We start from the raw sequence: 26,270 nt of genomic DNA, 5'->3' as shown, positions 1-26,270 counted from the left end.
TTCTGCATAAGCAAGGACGGTAGTCCTCACGGCGCACGCAGGTCAAATCAGATCCCTTGCCGGACACACCCGGCAACCCGCTGACCCGCCGCCTGGGAAGATGGATGACGTGAGCCGCCGAACCGCATCGACCGCAGCCCGACCCCTCGTGATCAAGATTCCGGGGGTCGCCCATCTGGCGGTGGGGTTCTTCGCCATCGGACTGCTGGCCCTGGTGTTCGCCGGACCGACCTGGTGCGCGGCACTGCTCGTCATCCCGATCCTGTTGTCTGCGATGGTGATTCGCTACCGCACAGTGGCCGACAAGACGGGTGTCACCGCGCGGTCGCTGCTCGGCAGCCGGACCGTGACGTGGCAGGACATCAAGGGCCTGCGCTTCGACGGCTCGAAATGGGCCAAGGCCGAATTGACCGACGGCACCGATCTGCGCCTGCCGGGTGTGACGTTCGCGTCACTGCCGCTGCTGACCTCGGCCAGCGGTGGCGTCGTGCCCAACCCCTACAACGAATGAGCCGGCCCGCTCAACATCGATCGAGCGGACGCCGCTCAGTGCAGCGGGTTTGATCCGTTCAGCAGCATCCACACACCGATGCCCGCGCCGATGCCGATCAGCAGGCACAGGAACGACCCGATGAAGGGCCGCCGCGCCCACCCGCGGCCGGCGTCGAAGCCGTAGAGCCCCGGACCGGTCAGGGTCAGCCCCGCCGCCAGCACGATCATGGTGACCAGGTATTCGTGGCCTTCGGGCAGGAAATACGGGAAGTAACCGTGGACGGGCTGTGCGGCGACCTCCACGGCCAGCGCGTTGACGAGATAACCCAGGGCGACAGCGGCGGCCACCGGCGTGAAAAGCCCCAGCACCAGGAGGACGCCGGCCCCGATCTGCGCTCCGGTGGCGAGGTAGGTCAGTATCCCGGCGTGCTGGAAGCCGGCCGCGGCAAGTGCGTGCTGGTACCCGTTCAGCCCCTGACCGCCCCACCAGCCGAACGCCTTCTGCAGCCCGTGGACCACCAGCCAGGCGCCCAGACCGACACGCAACACCATGAGCCCGAGATCCTGGGAGCCGCGGCGTTTGGCCACGCGCACGCGCGCGTCGGTCTCCGGGTCGGGCTCAATCTCTGCCGGCTCGACGGCTTGCTGCGAGCCCCGTTCGCGGGGTTGGACGTACGGGAGCGGCTCGGGTTCGTGCATGAGATCGAACGCCATCGAGGACGGCGCCCCGGACGACATCGCCGACGGTGTAGCGGTGACCTCGGTTGCATCGTCGGACGACGCGGTGTCGAACCGCGGGATCGCGGTGGTAGCCGCCGTCTCACTGCCATCCGCACCGCCACTGCCGCGATAGGTCGTGATGGGCAGGTCGTCTTCGGGATCGACCAGGCGTGCCGACGCGGGCCTGGCGGCCGACTCATCGGGCCGTTTCCATGCGCGCGGGTCATGGGAAGTACTGGTCATAGTTGCCAGGGTAAGTGCAATTGCACTGCTGACCGTGGATTTAAGCGGTGGTTTGACCGGCTTGTTGACGGGATTTGCCCGGTCCGGCGCGCGGCCCCGACGTGGCGAGCACTGTCGAACAGTCCGTAACCTGGCGGGCATGACATTGCGGCGGTCGAGGCGGACTGCGCTGACGAGGCCCGAACGCCGGCCGGAGCGTCCCAGCTCTGCATCCGCCCGACGGGTCCTGGCGCTGTGCGCCATCGCTTTGCTGGCGTTGCCCGGCTGCGCCCGTTTCGACTCGGCCGCGTCCGAGCCGTTCACCATCGAGCCGGACCTCGGAGGGGCGCCGAGCTCGACCCCGCCGCCACCGCCTCCGCTGCCGCCGACCCCGTTCCCGAAGGCCTGCCCGGCACCGGCCGTCATGCAGGGCTGCCTGGAGAGCACCAGCGGCCTGATCATGGGCGGCGACAGCAAGACGGCGATCGTCGCCGAGCGCGTCACCGGCGCCGTCAAGGACATCGCCTTGAACGCCGAACCCAAGGTCAAGACCGTGATTCCGGTCGACGCATCGGGCGACGGCGGGCTCATGGACATCGTGCTGTCACCGAGCTACCAGCAGGACCGGCTGATGTACGCGTACATCACCACGCCCACCGACAACCGGGTGGTCCGGATAGCCGACGGCGACGTGCCGAAGCCCATCCTCACCGGCATCCCCAAGGGCCCCACGGGTAACACCGGGGCACTGATCTTCACCAGCCCGACGACCCTCATGGTCCTCACCGGCGACGCCGGCAACCCGGCGGCAGCTGCCGATCCGGCTTCGCTGGCGGGCAAGCTGCTACGCATCGAACAGCCGACGACGGTCGGCCAGGCACCACCGACCACCGCACTGTCGGGCATGGGCGCCGGCGGCTCACTGTGCATCGACGGCGCCAGCGGCGCGCTGTATGTCACCGATCGCACCCCGACCGCCGATCGGCTGCAGAAGATCACCAAGGACTCCAAGGTGTCCACGGTGTGGAGCTGGCCCGACCGTCCCGGCGTCGCCGGCTGCGTGGCGACCGACAACACCGTCATGGTCAATCTGGTCAACACCAAGAAGACGGTGGCGCTGCGGCTGTCGAAAGACACCGGCGCCGTCACCGGCGACCCTGAGGCCCTCCGCACAGACACCCACGGCCACGTCTTCGCGCTGAAGCTCTCGCCCGACGGCAACGTCTGGGGCGCCACCGTGAACAAGACTGCCGGCGACGTGGAGAAGTTCGACGACGTCGTGTTCCCGCTGTTCCCGCAGGGCGGATTCCCGCGTAGCACCGACGACAAGACGTAATTGGCGACCAACGTGCGAGGGGTCGCTCGATGATGCGCTCGTGCCCGGCCGACTTCGCGCGGCTGGCCGGCTATCTGGGTTTCGCCTGCGATGACGATTCGTGGGTCAAGCTGCGCAACCCACTGACCCTGACCAACTGGACCATGCCGGTCGTCGAGCTGCTGATGCTGATCGGCGCGGCGCTGGCCCTGGCGTACGCGCTGCGGCGGGTCCGCCGGGATCCGACCGGGATCGCCATCTGGCTGGCATCGGTGGCCTATGCCCTGGTGACCGAGCTGCCCCGCCATCCACCGGACATCTTCGCCGGCACCCGGCTCGGGGTCATGATGGTGCACAACGTGTTCAGTGTGGATTTCGTCGACGGACGGCTGCCGCTGTACATCGTGGCGTTGTATCCGGCGACCATCACCCTGGCCTATGACATCGTCCGCGCCACCGGAGTCTTCGAACGGCGCGGTGCCGTCATCGGCGCCATCTGCGTCGGCTTCGTGCACGGCTGTGTCTACGGCGTGTTCGACCATCTCGGTCCGCAGCTGCGCTGGTGGGTCTGGAACACCGCCAACCCGCTGAATCACCCGACGCTGGGCTGCGTGCCGGTCAGCAGTTGGGTCAGCCTGGCGGTGGTCGGACCCGCGGCGGTCGCGTTCCTGGCGCGGGTACTGGTCGGGCGTCGGGCGGACGCGGGCGAACCTCCCGGGCCGCGGTCGCTGGCGTGGCGCATACCGGTCATCAGCGTGCTGGCCCCCGTCATCATGGGCCTGCTCAGCCTGCCGACATTGCTCTCCGCCCACCACAGCGCGACGCAGTACGCGGTCCTCGGCGTCGAGGTGACGGTGTTCACCCTCGTGGCGGTGCCGGTCCTGATACAGGACTGGCGGATCACGCGGCGCGTCGGCACGCGGCACCCGAGCCCGTACGTCCGCGTGTTCGGCGTGCTCTATCTACTCACCTTCACGGTGCTCTGGCTGGCCGCGCTGCCGGACTTCGCCGGTGCCATCGACGGCGTCACCGGCACTGGCACGCCGACCGGCAATCTGCCCTGCGCCGCGGTGTGTTTCGTGATCGCGGGCTACTGCGTCGCGGGCGTGTCGTCACTGCGTCCGAGGACGACGCCCGCGCCGCAGGAGGCGCTGCACTAACTGCAGGCCGCGATCACCAGTTCGCGGACGCGCGCCGCGTCGGCCTGGCCCTTGGTCGCCTTCATCACCGCACCGACGATTGCGCCCGCGGCCTGGACCTTGCCACCGCGGATCTTCTCGGCGATGTCCGGCTGAGCGGCCAACGCCTCGTCGATGGCCGCCTGGATGAGCGAATCATCGCGCACCACAACAAGTCCGCGGTCGTTCATCACCTGCTCGGGCTCACCCTCGCCGGCCAGCACACCCTCGAGTACCTGACGGGCCAATTTCGCCGTCAACTTCCCTTCATCAACGAGCTTGACCACCGCGGCGACCTGGGCCGGGGTGATGGCCAGCTCGTCGAGCGTCACCTCCGACTCGTTGGCCTTCTGCACCAGGAAGTTGCCCCACCACGCGCGGGCCGCCTCGCTGGACGCGCCGTGCTCGACGGTCGCCGCGACGAGTTCCACCGCGCCGGCGTTGACGAGGTCGCGCATGACCTCGTCGGAGATGCCCCAGTCGTCCTGAATCCGCTTGCGTACCAACCACGGAAGCTCGGGAATGGTGCCGCGCAGCCGCTCCACCAACTCGGCCGACGGAGCGATGGGCTCCAGGTCCGGCTCCGGGAAGTACCGGTAGTCCTCGGCGGTCTCCTTGCTGCGGCCGGGCGTGGTGTGCCCGTCCTCATGGAAGTGCCGGGTCTCCTGCGTGATGGTGCCGCCGGCTTGCAGCACGGCAGCCTGCCGGCGCATCTCGTAGCGGACCGCGACCTCGACGCTCTTGAGTGAGTTGACGTTCTTGGTCTCAGTACGGGTACCGAACTCCGTGGCGCCCTTGAGCTTGAGCGAGACGTTCGAGTCACACCGCATCGATCCCTGGTCCATGCGCACGTCCGAAACGTCCAAGCCGCGCAACAGATCCCGCAGCGCCGTCACGTAGGCGCGGGCGATCTCCGGGGCACGTTCGCCGGCACCCTCGATGGGCTTGGTGACGATCTCGACGAGCGGCACACCCGCGCGGTTGAAGTCGGCCAGCGAGGTGGTGGCGCCCGCGATGCGGCCGGTGTCACTGCCCAGGTGGGTCAGCTTGCCGGTGTCCTCCTCCATGTGCGCGCGCTCGATCTCGACGCGCCAGGTGCTGCCGTCCTCCAACGGGACATCGAGGTAACCGTTGACGGCGATGGGCTCGTCGTACTGGCTGATCTGGTAGTTCTTCGGCTGGTCCGGGTAGAAGTAGTTCTTCCTCGCGAACCGGCCCCACGGCGCGATGTCGCAGTTCAGCGCCAAGCCGATCCGGATGGCGGACTCCACGGCGGCCCCGTTGACCACCGGCAATGCGCCCGGCAGGCCCAGGCACACCGGGCAGACCAACGTGTTCGGCTCGGCGCCGAACCGGTTCGCACAGCCACAGAACATCTTGGTCTCGGTGGACAGCTCGACATGGACTTCCATGCCCATGACGGGCTCGTACGTCGCGAGGACGTCGTCGTAGTCGAGAAGGTCTGCGTCAGCCATGCGTTGAATCCTAGTTGTCGTTCACCGGCCATTTCCTCGGCCCGGTTACCCTCCGCGGATGCTCGCACGTATCGGCGCCCTGCTGACCACCTTCGCGCTGACCACCACGCCTGTCGCTGCGGCCGCCCCAGACGGTTTCGACCTGCAAGCGCACCGCGGCGGCCGGGGCGAGACCACCGAGGAATCGCTACGTGCCTTCACCAAGGCCATCGAACTCGGCGTCAGCACGTTGGAGCTCGACATCGTCCTTTCCAAGGACGGTGCGCCGATGGTTTGGCACGACCCGACCATCCAGCCCGACAAGTGCACCGACACCGGCCCCGCCTTCCCCGGCGACCCGCAGTACCCCTATGTGGGCAAGCTCGTGCACGACCTCACCCGCGCGCAGCTGCACACGTTGGACTGCGGCCGGCTGCTCAGCGGATTCCCGGCTGCAGAGGTGGTGACCGGGAACAAGATCGCCACCCTGGATCAGGTCTTCGCGCTGGCCGACTCGCATCACGCCGGCGTCCGGTACAACATCGAGACCAAGATCGAAGCCGACAAGCCCGAATCCTCGGCCACCCCACAACAATTCATCGACGTCATCCTCGGCACCGTGCGGGCTGCGGGCAAGGCCGACAAAGTGGAGATCCAGAGTTTCGACTGGCGCACACTGCCGCTGGTCCGTCGGCAAGAGCCGCGCATCCCGCTGGTGGCGCTGTGGGACGAGACGACCTGGGTGCCGAACTCGGTGTGGACGGCCGACGTGAACCCGGCGGTGGTCACCGATCCCATCGCTGGGGCAGCGTCGGTCGGCGCGAACATCCTGTCCCCCGGCTACTCCGTCCCCTACGGACTGACGCCGAAGGATCCAGGGTTCGCGCTCGTGGCCGACACTGCGTTCATCGACCGCGCCCATGCCCTCGGGCTCACGGTGATTCCGTGGACGATCAACGACCCCGACACCATGCGGGCCCAGATCGCCGCCGGCGCCGACGGCATCATCACCGACTACCCGAGCCGGCTACGCGCGGTGGAGTCCGAACTGGGCATGCCACTGCCGCCGGCCTACCGCTAGCCGAAGAATTCCGCGGCGTCGTCGTACCGGGTCTGCGGCACCAGCTTCAGGTGACGCACCGCATCAGCCAACGGCACCCGGCCGATCTCCTGGCCCCGCAGCGACACCATCATCCCGTACTCCCCCGAGTGCGCGGCGTCGGCGGCGTTGATCCCGAACCGGGTGGCCAGCACCCGGTCATGCGCCGTCGGGGTGCCGCCGCGCTGCACGTGGCCGAGCACGGTGGTGCGGACTTCCTTGCGGATCCGCTTCTCGATCTCGATCGCCAGTTGCTGGGCGACGCCGGTGAACTTCACATGCCCGAACTCGTCAATTCCGCCGTCGCGCAACTGCATTGACCCCTCGGCCGGCCGCGCCCCTTCGGCGACGACGCAGATGAAGTGCGAATCACCCCGCACGAAGCGCTGCTTCACCAGTCGGCACACCTCTTCGACATCGAACGGCTGTTCCGGGATCAGGGTCATGTGGGCGCCGGCGGCCATGCCGGCGCCGAGCGCGATCCAGCCGGCATGGCGACCCATCACCTCGACGAGCATCACCCGCTGATGCGATTCGGCGGTGCTGTGCAGCCGGTCGATGGCCTCGGTCGCGATCATCAGCGCGGTGTCGTGGCCGAAAGTGACGTCGGTGCAATCGATGTCGTTGTCGATGGTCTTGGGCACGCCCACGACGGGCACGTTCTCCTCGGCCAGCCAGTGCGCCGCCGTCAGCGTGCCCTCCCCGCCGATCGGGATCAGCACGTCGATGCCGTTGTCCTCGAGCGTCTGCTTGATCTGGTCCAGCCCGGCCCGCAGCTTGTCGGGATTGACCCGCGCGGTACCCAGCATGGTGCCGCCCTTGGCCAGCAGCCGGTCGTTGCGGTCGTCGTTCCTGAGTTGTTCCCGACGGTTCTCCAGCAGGCCGCGCCAGCCGTCGCGGAACCCCACGACCGTCGAGCCGTACCGCACATCGCACGTGCGGACCACCGCCCGAATCACCGCGTTCAAGCCAGGACAGTCACCGCCACCGGTCAGTACGCCTATCCGCATGCCCCCATACTGCCCGCTCGCGCGCTCTCGCTCTCGCCGAACGGGCTCGCTCGGCGCTACAGCGCGGTCGGCAGCGCGCCGCGGGCGGCTTCGTAGGCCGCGCCGACGCGGTACAGCCGATCGTCCGCCAGAGCCGGCGCCATGATCTGCAGACCGACCGGCAGGTTGTCGTCGGGCGAGAGGCCCGACGGCACCGACATACCGCAGTGCCCGGCCAGGTTCAGCGGCAGCGTGCACAGGTCGAACAGGTACATCGCCAGCGGGTCGTCGACCTTCTCGCCGATGCCGAAGGCGGTGGTCGGGGTGGTCGGGGTGACCAGTACGTCGACCTTCTCGTAGGCCCGGTCCAGGTCGCGGGCGATCAGGGTGCGCACCCGCTGGGCCTGGTTGTAGTAGGCGTCGTAGTAACCCGACGACAGGGCGTAGGTGCCGATCATGATGCGGCGCTTGACTTCCGGGCCGAAGCCGGCGGCGCGAGTCAGCGCCATGACCTCTTCGGCGCTGCGCGTGCCGTCGTCGCCGACGCGCAGGCCGTAGCGCATCGCATCGAAGCGGGCCAGGTTCGAGGACACCTCGGACGGCAGGATCAGGTAATAGGCCGCCAGCGAGTAGTCGAAGTGCGGGCAGTCGACCTCTGTGATCTCGGCGCCGAGCTCGGTCAGCTGGTCCACCGCGGTGTTGAACGAGGACAGCACACCGGGCTGGTAGCCCTCGCCGGTGTGCAGCTGCTTGACCACACCGATCCGGACGCCCGACAGGTCACCGGTGGCGCCGGCGCGGGCCGCCCCGACCACGTCGGGCACGGGAGCGTCGACCGAGGTCGAATCACGCGGATCGTGACCGGCGATCACCTGGTGCAGGAGCGCGGTATCCAGCACCGTGCGAGCGCACGGCCCGCCCTGGTCCAGCGACGACGCACAGGCGATCAAGCCGTACCGCGACACCGTCCCGTAGGTGGGCTTGACGCCGACGGTCGCAGTCAGCGCGGCAGGCTGACGGATCGAGCCGCCGGTGTCGGTGCCGATAGCCAGCGGCGCCTGGAACGCCGCGAGCGCCGCGGCGCTACCGCCACCGGAACCACCCGGCACGCGGTTGACGTCCCACGGGTTGCGGGTGGGGCCGTAGGCCGAGTTCTCGGTGGACGACCCCATGGCGAACTCGTCCATGTTGGTCTTGCCGAGGATCGGGATTCCGGCCGCGCGCAGCTTGGCGGTCAGGGTCGCGTCGTACGGCGACCGCCAGCCCTCCAGAATCTTCGAGCCGGCCGTGGTCGGCGCGTCGATCGTGGTGAAAACGTCCTTGAGCGCCAACGGAACTCCGGCAAGCGGCGACGCCAGCGGCTCGCCCGCGGCCACCTGCTTGTCGACCGCGGCGGCGGCGGCCAGCGCCTCGTCGGCGCCGACATGCAGGAACGCGTGGTAGCGCTCGTCGGTGGCGGCGATCTGGTCCAGGTGCGCCCGCGTGACCTCGGTCGCCGACACGTCGCCCGCAGCGATCTTCTCGCCGAGGGTGGCCGCGTCGAAACGGATCAGGTCGCTCATTCTGCCTCTCCCAAAATGCGCGGCACGGCGAACCGGCCTTCTTCGGCCCGCGGCGCTTCAGCCAGCGCCTGGTCCTGCGTGAGGCTCGCCACCTCGACGTCCGGCCGCGTGATATTGACCTCTTTGAGAGGGTTACCGGTCGCCTCGATCCCCGTGACGTCGACGGCCTGAATCTTGCCGACGTGCGCCAGGATGGCATCGAGCTGGCCTGCGAAACTGTCCAGCTCACCGTCGGTCAGGGCGAGCCGGGCCAGATTCGCCAGATGGGCGACATCGTCCCGGGAAATCTTCGACACAGCGAAACAGCCTAGTGGGGGCCGGGACGAGCGCAGCCACGGGGAATGCATCTGAGGCGAGCGCAGCCACGGGAAATGCAGCTGAGGCGAGCGCAGCGACGGAGAATGTAACCGTGACGCGCACCGCACCCGCCCGTCCTGCCGTAGCCACGACGCTGTGCCACAGTTGTGGCGTGTCCTCCTATCTGCTTCGGGTCCAGCTCGAAGACCGCCCCGGTAGCCTCGGCTCGCTGGCGGTGGCTCTCGGCTCGGTGGGCGCCGACATCCTGTCGCTCGACGTTGTCGAGCGCGGTACGGGCTACGCCATCGACGACCTGGTGGTCGAGCTGCCGCTCGGGTCCATGCCCGACACCTTGATCACCGCCGCCGAGACCCTCAAGGGCGTGTATGTAGACAGCATCCGGCCCCACACCGGGCTGCTCGAGGCTCATCGCGAACTGGAATTGATCGACCATGTGGCCGCCGCCAAGGGCAAGGCCGCGCGCCTGCAGGTACTGGCCGACGAAGCACCGCGGGTTCTGCGGGTCGGCTGGTGCGTCGTGGTGACCGGCGGTAAGGAAGGTGTGCTGCCCCACCGCATCACCGGCAGCCCCGGTGCGCCCGAGACGCTCGCCGATTCGGCGCCGTGGCTGCCGCTGGAACACGCTGCTGCTCTGGACGCCACCGGCGACTGGGTGCCGCAGTTCTGGCGGGACATCGACACCACCCTGGCCGCGGCGCCGCTGGGCGACCCGCATACCGCGATCATGCTCGGGCGCCCGGGCGGACCGGCCTTCCGGCCGTCGGAGGTCGCCCGGCTCGGCTACCTCGCGGGCATCGTCGCGACCATCGTGCGCTAGCTGATCGCTCTCAGCCACTTCACCTGCGGGAATACGGTTCCTACAGCGCCGAAACTGCTAGCGTGAGCCGACATCTCGCTGGAGGCGCACGTGAGCACATTTCTGATCGTCATCGGTGTCCTGCTGATGATCGCGGCCATCGTCGTGGTGGTGCTCGCCTTCACCCGAGCCAAGAAGCCCGAGAAGCCCGGCGCCCGCCAGGACCCGCTCAAATCCGGCGAGGTGCCGGTGTTCGGCCCCAAACAGCTGGGCCCCGGCGCAATCGTCAGCTACGGCGGCGTCGACTACGTCGTGCGGGGCTCGGTGACCTACCGCGAAGGGCCCTTCGTCTGGTGGGAGCATCTGCTGGAAGGCGTTCAGGGCGAACCGATCTGGTTCAGCGTCGAGGAGGACGAGGGACGTCTGGAACTCGCGTTCTGGACCAAGCGGCCCGACCTGCTCCTGCAGCCCGGCGGCCCCCACACCGTCGACGGCGGGCAGTACAGCGAGGTCGAGCGCGGCACCGCGCGATACGCCTGCGAGGGCACGACGGGCCTGCCGGCGCAGGGCGAGATGAACTATGTCGACTACGCCACCGCGGGCCGCGCCGCCCTGCTGAGTTTCGAGCAGTGGTCACCGAATTCACCGTGGGAGGTGTCGACCGGCAAGGTCATGTCGCCCGGTGAGCTCACGGTGTACCCGGCTCCCCCCGCGGGTTCGTAGGCGCCATGACCCGGGGCAAGATGCTGATCCTCGCCGGAGTGCTCGCGGTCGCATCGGTGATCTGCCTGGCGATCGGCATCAGCACGGGCCGCACGATCCAGTCCTACGTCAAAGACCACTATCAGCATGTCGGCAACAACACCTACCGATGCGACGGGTCGCCGAGCGACGTGGCCGACGACCTCGCCGAGGCCCACGCGCCGCAGGCACGCGCGACGGACAGCGGCAACTACTACCTGCGGTACAGCGACTCCATCGCGATCGTCGGGCCCGGCTCAGGTCAGTCGTGCTCCATCCGGCTGGAGAGCCTGAATTCCGGATACAACCACGGCAGCTACTTCTTTCTGGGCCCTGGCTTCAGTCCGGGTTCGCCGTCGCACAGTTCCGGTGGCAGCTCGGGCGGACCGGGCGGCGTCAAGTGATACATCAGGCAATCAAATGAAACCCGAGGAGACTCCGATGTACCTGGCCGCCATCGACTTCGGCACCGTCCACACCGACGCCATCATCCAGAACATCGTCGGTTCAGTGCTGTACTTCTTGGTGGGAGTGCTGGTGCTGGCCGCCGGCTTCCTCATGGTCGACGTGTTGACACCCGGCAACCTGCGCCGGCAGGTGTTCGTCGAACGGCGGCCCAACGCGGTGGCGGTCACCGCCGCGATGGATGTCTCGCTGGCCGCCATCATCATCACCGCGATCCACTCGAGCTCCGACCGGCTCGGGCAGGGCTTGATCGACACGTTGATCTACGGGCTGATCGGCGTCGCCCTTCAGGGCCTGGCCCTGGTGGCCGTGGAGTTGTTGGCGCCCGGCCACTTCCGGGGCGACATCCACGCCGAGAACTTCCACCCCGCCGCCGTGGCGGTCGCCGTGGTGCTGCTGGCCGTCGGCGGCATCAACGCCGCCGCTCTCACCTGATGGTGACGGAAACCCCAGAGGCCCAGGCGGCCCCTGGACCCGCGGTCGGAACGCGTTGGCGTGCGCTGCTTTTGGCGGCGGTGGCGGCGTGCGCCGCGTGCGGCATCGTCTATGAGCTTGCGCTGCTGACCCTTTCGACGAGCCTGAACGGCGGCGGCGTGGTGTCGACGTCACTGATCGTCGCGGGCTACGTCGCAGCCCTGGGCGTCGGTGGGCTGTTGGCCAAGGCCCTGCTGGCCCGCGCGGCGATCGGCTTCATCGCGGTGGAGACGGCACTGGGTGTCGTGGGCGGCCTGTCGGCGACGGTGCTGTACGTGACGTTCGCATTCCTGGGTGATTCCGATTGGGTGCTGGGTGTCGCGACAGCCCTGATCGGCGGTTTGGTCGGCGCGGAAGTACCGCTGCTGATGACGTTGTTGCAGCGGGGCCGGGTCGCCGGGGCCACCGATGCCGGCCGGGTGCTGGCCAACCTCAATGCCGCCGACTATCTGGGCGCCCTGCTGGGCGGCCTGGCGTGGCCATTTCTGGTCTTGCCGTACCTGGGCATGATCCGCGGCGCGGCCGCCACCGGAATGATCAACCTGGCTGCCGCAGCGGTGGTTTCGGTTTTTCTGTTGCGCCGCATCCTGAGCCGGCGGGAATTCATCGGCGCGCTGAGCGCACTGGTGCTGGCGTTCGCGGTGCTGGCCGGGTTGATGGCAGCCGCCGACGGCATCGAGACCACGTCGCGACAGCGGCTGTATGCCGATCCGATTGTGGCCTATCGGCATTCGGCCTACCAGGAGATCGTGGTGACCCGCCGTGGCGATGACACCCGGCTGTATCTCGATGGCGGATTGCAGTTCTCGACCCGCGACGAGTACCGGTACACCGAATCGCTGGTGTATCCGGCGTTGGGCCACGGCGCCCACTCAGTGCTCGTGATCGGTGGTGGCGACGGCCTGGCAGCGCGGGAATTGTTGCGTCAGAAAGGTATCGACCGAATCGTCCAGGTCGAACTGGACCCCGCGGTGGTCACGATTGCGCGCACCACATTGCGGGACGCCAACGCCGGTGCGCTCGACGATCCGCGCCTTCATCTGATTCTCGATGACGCCATGACATGGCTGCGGGTCCCGCACCCCGATGTCGTGCCGGCGGGCGGATTCGATGCGGTCGTCGTCGATCTGCCGGATCCCGACAACCCGGTGCTCGGCCGGCTGTATTCGACGGAGTTCTACAGCCTTGCCGCCCGGGCACTGGCGCCCCAGGGACTGTTGGTGGTGCAGTCCGGCAGTCCGTACTCGACGCCGACGGTGTTCTGGCGCACGGTGTCCACCATCGCGTCCGCGGGATTGGCCGTGACGCCCTACCACGTCGAGGTGCCGACATTCGGCGACTGGGGTTTCACGCTGGCCCGACGCGGTCCGGTACCACCAGCGCCGATGATGCCCAAAGACGCTCCCCCGCTGCGCTTTCTGAATCAGCAGGTGCTCGACGCCGCCATGGTCTTCGCGCCCGACACTGCGCCACAACACCTGCCGCCGTCGACCCTCGAGCATCCACTGATCGTCGACGACATGCGCCGTGGTTATCGGTAGAGCACCGAACCGACGAGCACCGCGGCCAACACGGCGCTGACCACAGGCCGGCCCAAGCCGAGTCCGCCGGCCGCGCTTTCGTTCGTCAACAGATAGGCCACCGCCGCGCCCAGTGGGCGCGTCAGGACGAAGCAGCCCCAGAAACCTGCTGTCGACATCCCGCCGAACCGGCGGCACGCCAGCGCCACACCGCCGATCAGAGCCGCCCACAGCACGACCTGCAGCGCCGGATGCGGCAATATCGACATCGGCGTCATATGGGTCAGCGCAGTCCCGATCCCGAACGCCGCCAAGGTAATCGCCCAGAACCAGCCTTCGGATCGGCGGGTGCCCACAGCGAGCAACGCCGTCATCCCCACGTTGGCGCGACCCAGCGCCAGCAGCCCTAGTGAACCGGCGAGGCACACGGCGGCGATTGCCGGGTACGGGAGCCCGAGCGCGACGTGCAACCCGTTTGCGATCTCCGTTCCCACGGCACCGGCCATCAGCATTGCGGACCAGAACGCCAGCGGCCTCAAGCGGTCGGCGCGCAGTTGAACCACAAAGGCTATGGCCAGGGCCGCCATGAGCAGCGCCGTCGCAACCGCCCGGCCAAGGTGGTCATAGAGGTAATCCGGCCAGAACACCGACGCGGCGGTGATCAACGTCTTGCTCACCCAGAACCGCGCGGTGATTGCCGGGATTCTGCGGGACGCTGCCGCCGCCATCGAGATCAGAGCGCGTCCGGCCCATCCTCCAACAACCGCCGGAAGCCGTCCTCGTCGAGGATGGGCACACCGAGCTCAACGGCCTTGTCGTACTTGGACCCTGGTGCGTCACCGGCCACCACATAGGCGGTCTTCTTCGACACCGAGCCGGCCGCCTTGCCGCCGCGGACCAGGATCGCTTCTTTGGCCTCGTCACGCGAGAACCCGGTCAACGAGCCGGTCACCACAATGGACAGGCCTTCCAGCGTGCGCTCGATGCCGGCGTCACGTTCGTCGGCCATGCGCACACCTGCGGCCCGCCACTTGTCCACGATGGCGCGGTGCCAGTCGACGGTGAACCAGTCGATCACCGCCGCGGCGATGGTCGGACCGACGCCCTCGACCGCGGCCAGCTGTTCCTCGGAGGCTTCGGTAATCGATTGCAGGTCGCCGAATTCCGCGGCGAGCGCGCGGGCCGCTGTCGGGCCGACGTGCCGGATGGACAGCGCCACCAGCACTCGCCACAGCGGCTGCTGCTTGGCCCTGCCGAGGTGGGCCAGCAGGCGAGCGCCGTTGGCGGAGAGTTCGCCCTTCTGGGTCTTGAACAGGTTGGTGCGCAATAGGTCGTCGGCGGTGAGATCGAAGATGTCGCCCTCGTCGGTGATCACACCGGCGGCCAGCAGCGCGGTGGCCGCCTCGTAGCCGAGGCCCTCGATGTCGAAGGCCCCGCGGCCCGCGACGTGGAACACGCGCTCACGCAGCTGCGCCGGGCATGACCGGGTATTGGGGCAGCGAATATCGGCGTCGCCTTCCTTCGACGGCGCCAGCGTGCTGCCGCACTCGGGACATGTTGCGGGCATGACGAATTCGCGCTCGGTGCCGTCACGCAGGTCGACCACCGGGCCGAGCACCTCGGGGATGACGTCACCGGCCTTACGGATCACCACGGTGTCGCCGATCAGCACGCCTTTGCGCTTGACCTCGGTGGCGTTGTGCAGCGTCGCCAACCCGACCGTCGATCCCGCCACGGTGACGGGCTCCATATAGGCGAATGGCGTGACGCGGCCGGTGCGCCCCACGCTGACCCGGATGTCGAGCAGCTTGGTGGTGACTTCCTCGGGCGGGTACTTGTAGGCGATGGCCCACCGGGGCGCGCGACTGGTGGCCCCGAGCCGCCGCTGCAGCGTCCGGTCATCCAGTTTGACCACCACACCGTCGATTTCGTGATCGACATCATGACGATGCTCGCCCCAGTAGGCGACGCGTTCGGCCACCGCGGCGATGCCCGTGACGCGGGTGGTGTGGTCCGATACCGGCAGCCCCCAGCCCTTCAGCGCGCGATACGCGTCGTGCAGCGACGCCGGCTCAAAGCCTTCGGTAAGGCCCAGACCGTGGCAGATCATGTGCAGCCGACGGCGTGCGGTGACGGCCGGATTCTTCTGCCGCAACGACCCCGCGGCGCTGTTCCGCGGATTGGCGAACGGCGGCTTGCCTTCCTCCACCAGGCTGGCGTTGAGCGCGGCGAAGTCCTCGAGGCGGAAGTACACCTCGCCGCGGACTTCCAGCACGGCGGGCACCGGGAACTCATCGGTGCCGGTGAGCACCTCGGGCACGTCGGTGATGGTGCGGGCGTTGAGCGTCACATCCTCACCAGTGCGGCCGTCGCCACGGGTGGCGCCGCGGACCAGTTTGCCGTCGCGGTAGACCAGCGCGAGCGCGACGCCGTCGACCTTGAGCTCGCAAAGGTACTCCAGATCCCTGCCGAGCTCGTTGGTGAGCCGGGCCGCCCATGCCGTCAGCTCGTCGCTGTTGAACGCGTTGTCGAGCGACAGCATGCGTTCCAGGTGCTGCGCCTCCCCGAACTCGGTGGCGAACCCGGCGCCGCCCACGAGTTGCGTCGGCGAATCCGGGGTCCGCAGTTCGGGGTACATGTCCTCCAGCTGCTGCAGCTGCCCCAGCAGCTTGTCGAACTCACCGTCGGAGATGACCGGTGCGTCCTTGACGTAGTAGCGGAACTGATGGCCGCGAACTTCTTCGGCCAGTTCCAGCCATTGCCGGCGCACGTCGGGATCGGGTGAGCTCACCCGGTAAGGCTAGCGAAGGGGTCGGACACGGCGAGTGTCGATAGGCTGGGCATGTGCCGCATCCGATCATGTTCGACGATGACGACCCCGGCCTGGCGGAGTTGCGGACGGCGGCACTGAGCTTCCCCGAGGCCTTCGAGAAGGTGTCCTGGGGCCGGCCCGTATTCTGCGCGCCCAAGATGTTCGCGATGTACGGCGGCAACTCGAAGACGACGGGCGAAATGGTCGCGTATCCGCATTCGGTCCTGGTCAAGGTCGACGAGTCCGACCGCGCCGCACTGGAACAGGATTCGCGCTTCTACTACCCCGCCTACCTGGGCCCGTCGGGCTGGCTCGGGCTCGATTTCACCGTGGCGAAGGTCGACTGGGACGAGGTCCGCGAACTGGTGGACGCATCGTTCCGGCTGATCGCGACGAAACGGTTGGTCAAGCTGCTCGACGAGCGATGAGGTACGCCTGCGGGGTGCACTCGATTCCGTCGTCGGGTTGCCGAACCAGTTCGGCGTAGACGCGCAGTCCACTCTTCGACAACAGGTCTGCGACGGCATCCGGTCGACGTCGGATGAACGTCAAGTTCACCTGCGCACCATCGAAGTCCGTCAGCACCCGCGGTTGCTCGCCGATCTGGAACGCCACAAGCACCACCCCGCCGGGCGCCAGCACCCGGTGAAACTCGGCAAACACTGCCGGCAGATGCGTGTCCGGGACATGGATGATCGAGTACCAGGCGCAGAGCCCGCCGACGCTGCCGTCGGCCACATCGAGGTCCAGCATCGACCCAACCCGAAAAGACAGACCCGGGTTGTGCTGTCGTGCCTGCGCAATCACGTTGGGCGACAGATCGATTCCGGTGACGTCCAGGCCGGCGGCGGCAAGTGCCGCGGTGGCCACGCCGCTACCGCACCCCACATCGAGCACACCGGCCGCGGGGTCCACGAGCGCGGCGAAGGCGCCGATCATGGCGCGGTCCACCGGCCTGTCGTCGAGATGGCGCTGGAAGCGCGCGACGTAGTGCGCGGCACTGCGGTCGTAGCCGTCACGGGTCATCGCGACAAATTCGGGCTCCACGGCAGCACTGTCACGCACGCCGAAACCACCTCCGCTTCACGCCATTCAGTCAGGACTCGATGCTAGCCGCGCCCGCCGGTGCAGGAGCCATACTCCACCGAGGCCCAGCGCAGCATCCTCCACGACGGTGGCGACATTCCACGCCCCTGCGCGATCGCCGCTGACGATCGCCCACAGCCGGACGACGGCCAGCAGCAGCGCGGCCGCTGACCAGGAGCTCACGAAAGCATCCCGATCCCGACCCCTCGCGTACACCACCAGGCCGTAGCCCAATCCAGCGTTGAGAGCACCGATCTCCCTTTGGTACCACCGGTTTCGCTCCCATCCGTAGTGGTCCGCGACCTTGTCGGGCGCGAGCAGGTGGCCGCCGAAGGCGCCGACGGCCATGGCGAGAGCGCCAGTCCCGATAAACCACTCGCCCGAGCTGAGGCGCGATTCCGGCCGCACCTTGCCTGCGATATCGAACATTGTTCCTCCTATTGACTGATTATCAGTCAATCTGCCACAGTAGAACCGGTCAGCCGGAAAGGTCAACGCTTCCGGCCCAATTCAGTCGGAGGACTCCATGACCACAGACGGCCGAATGACTCTGCGGGACAAGCGAATAATTCTCACCGGCGCATCAAGCGGGATCGGGCGAGCGCTTGCCGGCGCCCTCGCAGACGAGGGTGCGCTGCTGGTCTTGGCCGCCCGCCGCAAACCGCTGCTCGACGAACTCGCCACCGAGATCAACGATCGCGGCAATGCTCGCCCCACCGTCATCACCGCCGACCTGTCCGAGCCCGGCGCGGCATCAGTTCTGGGCGCAGCGGCGCTGGAGACGTTCGGCGGTACCGCTGACATCCTGATCAACAACGCCGGCACCAATCTGACCGGCGCCCAGTCGCGCATCGCGGACGCACCGGAAGCACGTGCCGTCTTCGAAACCAACGTCTGGTCGCCCCTCGCGCTGACGGCTGCGGTGTTGCCCGCGATGCACGCCGCCGGCTCGGGCACCATCGTCAACGTCACCTCGACTGTGCAATCGGTGCCGTTACCGCTTCTCGGCTACTACGCAGCATCGAAAGCCGCCCTGGCACAGGCAACCCGTTCCTTGTGCCGGGAACTCGCCGAAACTCCGATCAACGTCATGGAAGTGATACCCGGAGCCACCGACACCGCACTTCGTGACATCGATGAACTGCCGTGGAAGACCACGCCGCCACGCACTCTGCCACCCGTCGCACCTACAGCGACCGCCACAGTCATCGTTCGCGCCCTCAAGCGCGGCGCCGACCGCGTCGTCTACCCGGCGTACTCGCTGGTCCCGCTGGAGGTGCCGGCGTTCGGACGCCTGGTCGCGACCATCGGCGGGCGCCGCGTCGACACGCTCGGGGCCATCGGGGCCCCGGCATGACGTCGCCGACGCGCTGCGCCGGTCTCAGAATCGACGCAGCTGACCTCGATCAGACCCGGGCGGGTGCACCGAACCGGTTGGCGCACATCGTATTCAAGACCCCGCGCCCTGCCGAGATGACCGACTGGTACGCCACCGTTCTGGATGCCGTAGTGGTGTTCGCCGACAAGCGGATCGCCTTCTTGACCTACGACCAGGAACACCACCGGGTGGCATTGATCAAAGTTCCCGGCGTGCTGCGTTTTCCGGGAACGGTCTGGAAGTTGCACCGCAAGGTGTACGGCGTCGACCACGTCGCCTTCACCTACGACCGGCTCGATGATCTGGTCGCAACGTACCGACGTCTGTCTGATGCCGGTATCGCACCGGTGTGGTGCATCAACCATGGGCCGACCACATCGATGTACTACGAGGACCCGGACGGCAATCGAGTCGAGCTGCAAGTCGACAACTTCGCCACCAACTCCGAACTGCTCCAATGGTTGTCGAGCGGCGAGTTCGACGAGAACGCCATCGGCGTCGAATTCGACCCCGAGGTACTCGAACGCCGGCTCTCAGCCGGTGTGCCCGCGACGACGTTGGCCGAACGGGGATCCGCGCCGCCCGACGGCCGCAGGCCCCGGTCCGGACTGCGCACGCTGCGCTGGAAAACTCTCTGAGGACGACAATGCGCCTGGCCACCTTCTCCACCGATGACAGGTCGATGCACGTCGGCGTCGTGATCGCCGACGAAATAGCCGATCTGACCGCCGCCCCGGGAGGTCCGCGGAGCATGCTGAGCGTGCTGGCGCGCCCGGATTGGCGCGAGTCGGTCACATCGCTGCTCGGCGCGGCGCCCCGAATCGCGCTGTCAGCGGCGAAACTGCATGCACCGGTTCCCGCACCGCCGAAGTTCATGGCGATCGGACTCAACGCCCGCGACCACCGCAAAGACGTCAATGCCCGGTGGTTGATCCGCGAGCCCAAACTCATCCTGCTTGCGGCGGGCTATCTACTGGCCCATCCCCGGCCGAAGCACCCGTTCTTCTTTGCCAAGGCCACGTCGAGCGTTGTCGGCCCCACTGATCCGATCTTGTTGCCGGGCAGCACCTCTCGCGTCGACTGGGAGGGTGAGCTTGCCGTGGTCATCGGTGCCACCATCCATGATGTCGATCGCGAAACGGCGCGTCGGAGCATTGCCGGGTACCTCGTCGCCAACGATGTCTCCGTGCGCGACTGGCAGTTCGACAACCCGACATCCGCGGCGCTCGCGAAGAGCTACCCGAGCCACGGTCCCCTGGGACCGTGGCTGGTCACCGTCGACCGCGTCGATCCAGCCGACATGGAACTGCGTACCTACCTCAATGGCGAACTGCGGCAACGAGGCCGCATCGCCGACCTCATCCTGTCCCCTGCCGAGATCGTCAGCCGGCTCAGTCGATTCTGCGTGCTACAACCCGGCGATGTCATAGCCTGCGGCACCTTCGCCGGTACCGGATGGCCCTCCGGGCGATTCCTGCAGTCCGGCGACACCGTTCGGGTGGAAATCGACGGCATCGGACACCTCGCCAACCCAGTCGTTGCAACCTCACCGGCTAGCCTGCAGTGATGACCGCCGACAACGCCGCCGCAGCCACCGTCGACCGCAGGCAGGCGATCATCGACGCGGCACGGGCACTGTTCGCGACTCGGCCGTATGACCAGGTGACCACCATCGAAATCGCCAAGAAGGCCGGGGTGGCCTACGGGCTCATCGCCCACCACTTCGAAAACAAGCGCGGCCTCTACCTCGCGGTGATGAGTCAGATCGCCGACGAGATCGCCGCGGTGCAACTCGCGCCGCCTCCGCCCGGCTCATCGCTGGCCGACCGGCTGCGGCACGGTCTGCGCCATCAGATCGCCTATATCGACACCCACGCCGACACCTTCATTCCCCTGATGCGCGGAGCGCTCGGCGCCGACCCTGAACATCAAGCTGCCATCGCCAATCTGCGTTGGATTGGGGCACAACGGATCCTGCTCGCCCTCGGCATCACCGAACCCGTGCCGCCCACTTTGCGCACCGCCATGCGGGGCTGGGTCGGGTACCTCGATGAGATGATGATCGACCGCATCACCCACCGCGACACCGATGCAGATGCCCTCGTCGAACTCGCGACCGCAGCGCTGGCGAGCACCCTGCTCACGGCCGCGGCGATCGAGCCGGCAATCGTCTACCCCGCTGAGGCGCACCGCGAACTCGCCGCCCTGGCCACGCATGTGACCGCAGACTGATCCGGCCCGTCAACCCGAGCCGTGCTGCGCCACACCGTCAGTCCTCGTGGAATCCGGGCACCCACTTCTCGACGATCTCGGCATAGTTGATGGTCGCGTCGAGCTGCGCGGCGATACCGAGCAGGCCACCCAGTACCCGGAACATCATCAGATAGTTGGGCGGCAGGTTCAGCTGACGGCTGGTCTTGAACGTCGCGGCGAACTGTTCACTGCGGATGTCTGCCGCGGTGGCGGCGACGCCCTGCAGCCACCTGCGGCTGAAGTGGAAGCTCTTGTGCCGCAACGGTTCGATGTACGGCAGCAGGTAGGCGTTGATCTCTTCGTGAGAGACGGTGGCCCCAGCGGGAATGAAGCCCTCTTCCCTGAGGTAGGCCGTCATCTCCTCCCACTTCTCATCGCGCGCGAGTCGCAGGATGGGACCGGTCGCGCGCGGCAGACCGCCCTCGTGGACCGCGACGGCGCCGAAATCCATGACACCGAACCGGCCGTCATCGAGCAACATGAAATTGCCGGGATGGGTGTCGACATGGAGCAGGCCGCAGCGATACGGAGCGCTGATGGTGACTTCCAACAGCAGGTGCGCGCAGTTGTTGCGCTCTTCCTCGGTGCCATTGGCGATGATCTCGGAGAGCTTGCGGCCCTCCATCCACTCCGTGATGACCACCTTCGGCGACGACGCGACGACCGCCGGGACGTAGAACTGCGGATCCCCCGCAAACGCCTTGGCGAACGCACGCTGATAGTCCGCCTCAATGCGGTAGTTCAGTTCTTCCTCGGTGCGCTCGATGAGCTCGTCGATGATGCTCTTGACGTCGGCACCGGGAACCACCTGTTTGAAGAGCGACGTCAGCATTCGCAGCGTCTTGAGGTCGGCGCGCACCGCCTCCTCGGCACCGGGGTACTGCACCTTCACCGCCACTCTGCGGCCGTCGCTCCACACGGCGCTGTGCACCTGGCCGATGCTCGCGGAGGCGACGGGCTTGTCGTCGAAGGACTGGAAGCGCTCGCGCCATTTGGTGCCCAGCTGGGCATCGAGCACTCGGTGCACCTTGTCCGCCGGCAGCGGCGGGGCGTCACTCTGCAGTTTGGTCAGCGCTTCGCGATAGGGCTCGGCGTACGCCGGCGGGATGGCGGCCTCCATGACCGAAAGCGCTTGCCCGAGCTTCATGGCGGCGCCCTTGAGTTCCCCCAGCACCTGGAACAGCTGCTCGGCAGCCTTCTCGACCAGCTCGGCGTTGACGTCCTCTTTCGACTTGCCGGCCATGCGTTTGCCGACGCCCAGGACGGCGCGGCCGGCGATACCGGCCGGAAGGGTTGCCAGTTTGACGGCACGCCCGGTGCGGCCACGGCGAATTTCAGCCATGGCGTCGATCTTGGCTTTCTTAGCCGATCTTGACAACAACCCCGGCCAGAACCCTACGAAACCGGCACAACCACCAGTTCGTGCGGCTGGTTGTTCATCGACACACAGCCGTCGTCCGTGACCACGACGATGTCCTCGATCCGGGCACCCCACTGCCCCGCGAAATACACGCCGGGCTCGATGCTGAACGCCATGCCCGGCTCGAGCGTGAGCGCATTACCCGCCACGATGTAGGGCTCCTCGTGGACCGACAGCCCGATGCCGTGGCCGGTGCGGTGTACGAACGCCTCGGCAAGCCCTTCCGCCGCAAGCACGTCGCGGGCCGCGGCGTCGATCTGTTCGGCGGTCATCCCGGGCCGCACGGCCGCCACTGCTGCCGCCTGTGCCCGCTGCAGCACCGAATACTGTTGCGCCACGACCGGATCGGGTTCGCCGATGCTATAGGTCCTGGTGCAATCCGAGTTGTAGCCGGGCTCGACCGGCCCGCCAATGTCGACGACGACGATGTCACCCACCTGCAATTGCCGGTCCGAGCATTCGTGGTGCGGGTCCGCGCCGTTCGGGCCGGAGCCGACGATGATGAACGCCACCTCTGAATGACCCTCGGCGACAATCGCTTCGGCGATGTCGGCAGACACGTCGGCCTCGGTGCGGCCCGGCACCAGGAACTCCGGTACCCGCGCGTGCACCCGGTCGATGGCCGCGCCGGCCTTCATCAGGGCGTCGATTTCGCTGGGGTCCTTGATCATTCGCAACTGCCGCAGCACGTCGGTGGCCAGCACCGGCACGGCCCCGAGGACCGACGCCAACGGCAGCAGATGCAGTGCGGGCATGGCATCGGTCACCGCGACGGCACTGCCCGGCAACGCGGCAGCCACCAGCTCGTAGGGGTTGTCGCCGTCGACCCAATCCCGAACCGTCAGGCCCAGTTCCAGGATGGCCGACTCTTTCAGCGACGCCAGCTCCAGCCGCGGCACCACGACCGTCGGCGTCGACCCGTCAGCCGGCACCACGAGGGCCGTCAACCGCTCGAAGGTCTGCGCGCGCGAGCCCACCAGATACCGGAGGTCATACCCCGGGGTGATGACCAGCCCGGCCAGCCCGGCGGCGTGCGCAGCCGCGGCGGCCGAGCGCAGGCGCGCGGCATAGACGTCGGTGTTGAATCGGCCTGAGCTCATGGCAATAGGCTAGTGCGATGCTGATCGACATCCGTGACAGGCGGGCCCGAGGATGAATGAGCCGAGCGTGAGCCAGCCGATCCTGCTCCTCGACGGCGCCAGCATGTGGTTCCGGTCGTACTTCGGGGTGCCGTCCTCGATCACCGCACCCGACGGCCGCCCCGTCAACGCGGTCCGCGGCTTCATCGACAACATCGCCGCCCTGGTCACCCAGCATCGCCCCAGCCGCCTGGTGGTGTGCCTGGACCTGGATTGGCGTCCGCAGTGGCGCGTCGACCTGATCCCGTCGTACAAGGCGCACCGGGTCGAGGAGATCACTCCCGGCGACGCCCCTGACATCGAGGAAGTGCCCGACGACCTCACCCCGCAGGTCGCCATGATCATGGAGCTGCTCGACGCATTCGGTATCGCCACCGCCGGCGCACCGGGTTTCGAAGCCGACGACGTGCTCGGCACGCTGGCGACCCGCGAACAGACCAGCCCCGCAATCGTGGTCAGCGGCGACCGTGACCTGTTGCAGTTGGCCAGCGATGACGGACCGGGAATCAGGGTGTTCTACATCGGCCGCGGTCTGGCCAAGGCGGTGCTCTACGGGCCCGCCGAGGTCGCCGAGAGCTACGGCGTCCCGCTGCATCGCGCCGGCGCCGCGTACGCCGAGCTGGCATTGATGCGCGGCGACGCGTCCGACGGGTTGCCGGGCGTCGCCGGCATCGGCGAGAAGACGGCGGCGACCCTGCTGCAGACCTACGGCTCGCTGACGGCGATCGAGGCCGCCGCACAGGACCCGACCTCGAAAATGGCTGCGGCACAACGCAAGAAACTTCTTGCCGCTGCCGACTACATCACCGCCGCACTGCCCGTCGTCCTTGTCGCGACTGATGCGCCGGTGTCGATCTCAACCGAGTCCGACGCGCTGCCGCTCGCAGCCCGCGATCCACAAAGCGTGACCGACCTGGCCGCCAAGTACGGCGTCACCAACTCGATCGCGCGGCTGCAGAAAGCCCTCGACAAGCTCTAGCCCACCAAAAAATGTCCCCCCACACGCTCGGCGTGTTGGGGGGACATTGGGGACTGGTGGCGAGAAACGCTACTTCGGGCGGCCGACCTCGTAGGTGCCGCTGTCGTCTTTGAAGGTGACCTTGACGGTGCGCTTGGTGCCGTCGATGTTCACGTCGCAGTCGAACGTCTGCCCGGACTTGACCTCAGGGTCGGTGCCGTTGTTGCACTTGACGTCCTTGACGTTCTTGGCGCCGTAACCGTTGGTCTCGTCGGTCAGGACCTTCTGCACGCCGGACTGCGCGGCATTGACGTCGAGCTTGGTGGTGACGAAGAAGCCCGGCCACAGGAAACCGAGCACGCCGACGACCGCGACGATGATCGCGGCCACGACCCCACCGATGATCAGCAGTGTCTTGTTCGACTTCTTGGCTGCCGATGCGCCGAACTGCTGGTCGAACTGCTGCCCTGCGGCGCCTTCACCGAACTGCGGCTGACCGTACTGTCCGGGCTGGCCGTACTGGGGCTGGCCGTACTGCGGTTGTCCGTACTGCGGCTGACCGTAGGCGCCCGGCTGGGGGTAGGCCTGCTGCGGATAGCCCTGCGGGTACTGCTGCTGCGGGTAACCGGGAACCTGCTGCGCTCCGGGCTGCGCGGCACCGGGCTGAACTCCCGGGTACTGCTGCTGGTACTGCTCCGGGTTGTAGGCCGGCTGCTGCCCCCACGCCGGGGCGGCAGTGGTCGGCTGCTCGGCGCCGGACGCCGGCTGCCCCCAAGCGGGCTGCTGACCTTGCCACTGCTGTGACGGATCAGTTCCCTCTGGACCGCTCATCGTCTCTCCTCGGTGCTCTACTGCTCGGACATCATCCGGGCTGCTGGTCAACCACACTACCGGTGCCGCCGTTCCTGGATGACCTGCACGCGGGGCGCGTGTCTGGGCATTACCTGACCCGGCCGGCCTTAGTGTCGCGGTATGACGGACCAAATCCGGCTCGGTAACGCCATCTTGACCCGCGTCACGGAAACCCAGGTTCAAATCCCCACGTCGCTGTGGCCGTCGACACCGCCGGAGGCCTGGCACGCCGAGGCCGAACTGCTCGCCCCGCGGTTCTGGAACCCCGAGACCGACCTGTTCCGGATCGCGATCCAAAGCTGGGTGTTGCAGGTCGACGGGCTGACCATCGTCATCGACACCGGCGCGGGCAACGACCGGCACCGCCCGCACATGCTGCCGCTGGATCACCTCAGCACCCCGTTTCTCGACAACATGCGCGCTGCCGGCATCGACCCGGCCGATGTCGACGTCGTCCTGAATACGCATCTGCACACCGACCATGTCGGCTGGAACACCCAATTGGTCGACGGCGCCTGGGTCCCCACTTTCCCCAACGCCCGCTATCTGATGTCCGAGGCCGACTACCGGTTCTTCGCCCCCGACAATCCGGAAACCACGGACGAGATGCGAACGGTGTTCGAGGACAGTGTCATTCCCGTGGCGGACCAGACCGAGCAGTTCTCCGGTGACTACCAGCTGAGCGACTCGGTGTGGCTGCGCCCGGCCCCAGGCCATACGCCGGGTTCGTCGGTGCTGTGGCTCGATGCCGGCAAGCCGGCCGTGTTCGTCGGCGACCTGACCCACTGCCCCATCCAGATTCCCCGACCGGATGATCCGTGCGCCTTCGACGTCGACGCGGCCGAGGCGACCGTTACCCGCAAGCGGGTGTTCACCGAGGCATCCCGGCGGCGGGCGGCGGTGGTCCCGGCGCACTATGCCGGCCATGGCGGCGCGACCATCGTGGCGCGCGGCGACCGGTTCATGGTCGACGACTGGCTGGACCTGGGTCTAGCCTGACCAACCCTGCGGTCACAACAACCCTGCG

The 26,270-nt window shown here is 67.6% G+C and carries 28 protein-coding genes; 16 read left to right on the top strand and 12 right to left on the bottom strand.

Annotated elements, in window-relative coordinates:
• Nucleotides 1–100: 100 nt before the first annotated feature.
• Nucleotides 101–511: a PH domain-containing protein gene (locus AC3WTE_RS01000; RefSeq protein WP_492434910.1), complete on the top strand. Its 411-nt coding sequence runs from the start codon at nucleotides 101–103 to the stop codon at nucleotides 509–511.
• A gap of 35 nt (nucleotides 512–546) precedes the next feature.
• Here AC3WTE_RS01000 and AC3WTE_RS00995 read toward each other — a convergent pair whose 3' ends face one another.
• Nucleotides 547–1,455, bottom strand: a complete 909-nt coding sequence (locus tag AC3WTE_RS00995; RefSeq protein WP_492434909.1) for a DoxX family protein — start codon at nucleotides 1,453–1,455, stop codon at nucleotides 547–549.
• Between the two features lie 139 nt (nucleotides 1,456–1,594).
• On the opposite strand from AC3WTE_RS00995, the gene AC3WTE_RS00990 reads away from it, so the two are divergent.
• Nucleotides 1,595–2,770 (top strand): PQQ-dependent sugar dehydrogenase, encoded by a 1,176-nt coding sequence (locus AC3WTE_RS00990; RefSeq protein ID WP_492434908.1) that lies wholly within the window; start codon nucleotides 1,595–1,597, stop codon nucleotides 2,768–2,770.
• Between the two features lie 29 nt (nucleotides 2,771–2,799).
• Nucleotides 2,800–3,909 carry a hypothetical protein gene (locus AC3WTE_RS00985; protein WP_492434907.1) on the top strand — a complete coding sequence of 370 codons (1,110 nt, stop codon included), beginning with the start codon at nucleotides 2,800–2,802 and terminating at the stop codon, nucleotides 3,907–3,909.
• Here AC3WTE_RS00985 and gatB read toward each other — a convergent pair.
• Nucleotides 3,906–5,402, bottom strand: coding sequence for an Asp-tRNA(Asn)/Glu-tRNA(Gln) amidotransferase subunit GatB (gatB, locus tag AC3WTE_RS00980; protein WP_492434905.1), 1,497 nt, complete (start codon nucleotides 5,400–5,402; stop codon nucleotides 3,906–3,908). The genes AC3WTE_RS00985 and gatB overlap by 4 nt on opposite strands.
• A 58-nt stretch (nucleotides 5,403–5,460) precedes the next feature.
• Here gatB and AC3WTE_RS00975 point away from each other — a divergent pair, with 58 nt between their 5' ends.
• Entirely contained in the window at nucleotides 5,461–6,462 is a 1,002-nt protein-coding gene (locus AC3WTE_RS00975) for a glycerophosphodiester phosphodiesterase family protein (RefSeq protein WP_492434903.1), read from the top strand.
• On the opposite strand, the gene AC3WTE_RS00970 is transcribed toward AC3WTE_RS00975, so the two are convergent.
• The 3 genes from AC3WTE_RS00970 to gatC are packed head-to-tail and all read right to left on the bottom strand — an operon-like array spanning nucleotide 6,459 to nucleotide 9,327.
• Nucleotides 6,459–7,490 carry an ATP-dependent 6-phosphofructokinase gene (locus tag AC3WTE_RS00970; protein ID WP_492434901.1) on the bottom strand — a complete coding sequence of 344 codons (1,032 nt, stop codon included), beginning with the start codon at nucleotides 7,488–7,490 and terminating at the stop codon, nucleotides 6,459–6,461. The genes AC3WTE_RS00975 and AC3WTE_RS00970 overlap by 4 nt on opposite strands.
• A 56-nt stretch (nucleotides 7,491–7,546) precedes the next feature.
• A complete protein-coding gene (gene gatA, locus AC3WTE_RS00965) occupies nucleotides 7,547–9,031 on the bottom strand; it encodes an Asp-tRNA(Asn)/Glu-tRNA(Gln) amidotransferase subunit GatA (protein ID WP_492434899.1) in 1,485 nt (494 codons plus the stop codon).
• Nucleotides 9,028–9,327, bottom strand: a complete 300-nt coding sequence (gene gatC, locus AC3WTE_RS00960; RefSeq protein WP_492434897.1) for an Asp-tRNA(Asn)/Glu-tRNA(Gln) amidotransferase subunit GatC — start codon at nucleotides 9,325–9,327, stop codon at nucleotides 9,028–9,030. Before gatC ends, gatA begins: the two co-directional genes overlap by 4 nt.
• 173 nt (nucleotides 9,328–9,500) lie before the next feature.
• Between gatC and AC3WTE_RS00955 the strand changes: the two genes are divergently transcribed.
• The 5 genes from AC3WTE_RS00955 (at nucleotide 9,501) to AC3WTE_RS00935 (ending at nucleotide 13,366) form a co-directional block, all read left to right on the top strand.
• Nucleotides 9,501–10,166, top strand: a complete 666-nt coding sequence (locus tag AC3WTE_RS00955) for an ACT domain-containing protein (RefSeq protein ID WP_492434896.1) — start codon at nucleotides 9,501–9,503, stop codon at nucleotides 10,164–10,166.
• A gap of 90 nt (nucleotides 10,167–10,256) precedes the next feature.
• The gene (locus AC3WTE_RS00950; RefSeq protein ID WP_492434894.1) at nucleotides 10,257–10,868 is read left to right on the top strand and encodes a DUF4178 domain-containing protein; all 612 of its coding nucleotides are present in this window, start codon (nucleotides 10,257–10,259) and stop codon (nucleotides 10,866–10,868) included.
• A gap of 5 nt (nucleotides 10,869–10,873) precedes the next feature.
• Nucleotides 10,874–11,290, top strand: coding sequence for a DUF4247 domain-containing protein (locus tag AC3WTE_RS00945; RefSeq protein WP_492434893.1), 417 nt, complete (start codon nucleotides 10,874–10,876; stop codon nucleotides 11,288–11,290).
• 37 nt (nucleotides 11,291–11,327) lie between these two features.
• Complete coding sequence (locus AC3WTE_RS00940; RefSeq protein ID WP_492435457.1) at nucleotides 11,328–11,786, top strand: DUF350 domain-containing protein; 459 nt, start codon at nucleotides 11,328–11,330, stop codon at nucleotides 11,784–11,786.
• The gene (locus tag AC3WTE_RS00935) at nucleotides 11,786–13,366 is read left to right on the top strand and encodes a polyamine aminopropyltransferase (protein ID WP_492434891.1); all 1,581 of its coding nucleotides are present in this window, start codon (nucleotides 11,786–11,788) and stop codon (nucleotides 13,364–13,366) included. The genes AC3WTE_RS00940 and AC3WTE_RS00935 overlap by 1 nt, the downstream gene beginning before the upstream one ends.
• Here the strand turns inward: AC3WTE_RS00935 and AC3WTE_RS00930 are convergent.
• Nucleotides 13,357–14,073 carry a hypothetical protein gene (locus AC3WTE_RS00930; RefSeq protein ID WP_492434889.1) on the bottom strand — a complete coding sequence of 239 codons (717 nt, stop codon included), beginning with the start codon at nucleotides 14,071–14,073 and terminating at the stop codon, nucleotides 13,357–13,359. The two genes, AC3WTE_RS00935 and AC3WTE_RS00930, sit on opposite strands and share 10 nt — an antisense overlap.
• A 5-nt stretch (nucleotides 14,074–14,078) precedes the next feature.
• Nucleotides 14,079–16,136, bottom strand: a complete 2,058-nt coding sequence (ligA, locus tag AC3WTE_RS00925; protein WP_492434888.1) for an NAD-dependent DNA ligase LigA — start codon at nucleotides 16,134–16,136, stop codon at nucleotides 14,079–14,081.
• Between the two features lie 53 nt (nucleotides 16,137–16,189).
• On the opposite strand from ligA, the gene AC3WTE_RS00920 reads away from it, so the two are divergent.
• On the top strand, nucleotides 16,190–16,585 hold the full coding sequence (locus AC3WTE_RS00920; RefSeq protein ID WP_492434887.1) for an MmcQ/YjbR family DNA-binding protein: 396 nt from the start codon (nucleotides 16,190–16,192) through the stop codon (nucleotides 16,583–16,585).
• On the opposite strand, the gene AC3WTE_RS00915 is transcribed toward AC3WTE_RS00920, so the two are convergent.
• The gene (locus AC3WTE_RS00915; RefSeq protein WP_492434885.1) at nucleotides 16,563–17,222 is read right to left on the bottom strand and encodes a class I SAM-dependent methyltransferase; all 660 of its coding nucleotides are present in this window, start codon (nucleotides 17,220–17,222) and stop codon (nucleotides 16,563–16,565) included. The genes AC3WTE_RS00920 and AC3WTE_RS00915 overlap by 23 nt on opposite strands.
• 27 nt (nucleotides 17,223–17,249) lie before the next feature.
• The gene (locus AC3WTE_RS00910) at nucleotides 17,250–17,672 is read right to left on the bottom strand and encodes a hypothetical protein (protein WP_492434883.1); all 423 of its coding nucleotides are present in this window, start codon (nucleotides 17,670–17,672) and stop codon (nucleotides 17,250–17,252) included.
• Between the two features lie 97 nt (nucleotides 17,673–17,769).
• Here AC3WTE_RS00910 and AC3WTE_RS00905 point away from each other — a divergent pair, with 97 nt between their 5' ends.
• From AC3WTE_RS00905 to AC3WTE_RS00890, 4 genes are read left to right on the top strand one after another with little or no spacing between them, the layout of a single operon-like run.
• On the top strand, nucleotides 17,770–18,600 hold the full coding sequence (locus AC3WTE_RS00905) for an SDR family NAD(P)-dependent oxidoreductase (protein WP_492434882.1): 831 nt from the start codon (nucleotides 17,770–17,772) through the stop codon (nucleotides 18,598–18,600).
• Nucleotides 18,597–19,259, top strand: a complete 663-nt coding sequence (locus tag AC3WTE_RS00900) for a VOC family protein (RefSeq protein ID WP_492434881.1) — start codon at nucleotides 18,597–18,599, stop codon at nucleotides 19,257–19,259. Before AC3WTE_RS00905 ends, AC3WTE_RS00900 begins: the two co-directional genes overlap by 4 nt.
• 8 nt (nucleotides 19,260–19,267) lie before the next feature.
• A complete protein-coding gene (locus AC3WTE_RS00895; RefSeq protein ID WP_492434879.1) occupies nucleotides 19,268–20,188 on the top strand; it encodes a fumarylacetoacetate hydrolase family protein in 921 nt (306 codons plus the stop codon).
• Nucleotides 20,188–20,853 carry a TetR/AcrR family transcriptional regulator gene (locus AC3WTE_RS00890; protein WP_492434878.1) on the top strand — a complete coding sequence of 222 codons (666 nt, stop codon included), beginning with the start codon at nucleotides 20,188–20,190 and terminating at the stop codon, nucleotides 20,851–20,853. Before AC3WTE_RS00895 ends, AC3WTE_RS00890 begins: the two co-directional genes overlap by 1 nt.
• A gap of 37 nt (nucleotides 20,854–20,890) precedes the next feature.
• Here AC3WTE_RS00890 and AC3WTE_RS00885 read toward each other — a convergent pair whose 3' ends face one another.
• Both AC3WTE_RS00885 and AC3WTE_RS00880 read right to left on the bottom strand, forming a co-directional pair.
• The gene (locus tag AC3WTE_RS00885; RefSeq protein WP_492434877.1) at nucleotides 20,891–22,216 is read right to left on the bottom strand and encodes an ABC1 kinase family protein; all 1,326 of its coding nucleotides are present in this window, start codon (nucleotides 22,214–22,216) and stop codon (nucleotides 20,891–20,893) included.
• A 53-nt stretch (nucleotides 22,217–22,269) separates the two neighbouring features.
• A complete protein-coding gene (locus tag AC3WTE_RS00880) occupies nucleotides 22,270–23,394 on the bottom strand; it encodes a M24 family metallopeptidase (protein ID WP_492434876.1) in 1,125 nt (374 codons plus the stop codon).
• A 67-nt stretch (nucleotides 23,395–23,461) separates the two neighbouring features.
• Here AC3WTE_RS00880 and AC3WTE_RS00875 point away from each other — a divergent pair, with 67 nt between their 5' ends.
• Complete coding sequence (locus tag AC3WTE_RS00875) at nucleotides 23,462–24,412, top strand: 5'-3' exonuclease (protein WP_492434874.1); 951 nt, start codon at nucleotides 23,462–23,464, stop codon at nucleotides 24,410–24,412.
• A gap of 69 nt (nucleotides 24,413–24,481) precedes the next feature.
• Here the strand turns inward: AC3WTE_RS00875 and AC3WTE_RS00870 are convergent, their stop codons facing one another.
• Nucleotides 24,482–25,222, bottom strand: a complete 741-nt coding sequence (locus AC3WTE_RS00870) for a DUF4333 domain-containing protein (protein ID WP_492434873.1) — start codon at nucleotides 25,220–25,222, stop codon at nucleotides 24,482–24,484.
• 141 nt (nucleotides 25,223–25,363) lie between these two features.
• Here AC3WTE_RS00870 and AC3WTE_RS00865 point away from each other — a divergent pair, with 141 nt between their 5' ends.
• Nucleotides 25,364–26,242: an MBL fold metallo-hydrolase gene (locus tag AC3WTE_RS00865; RefSeq protein WP_492434872.1), complete on the top strand. Its 879-nt coding sequence runs from the start codon at nucleotides 25,364–25,366 to the stop codon at nucleotides 26,240–26,242.
• Nucleotides 26,243–26,270 lie beyond the last annotated feature (28 nt).

This window comes from Mycobacterium sp. FW102-FHT13B02 (assembly GCF_058790275.1).
The sequence above is the reverse complement of the archived record's forward strand: the minus strand, read 5'-3'. Positions and strand labels throughout refer to the sequence as shown.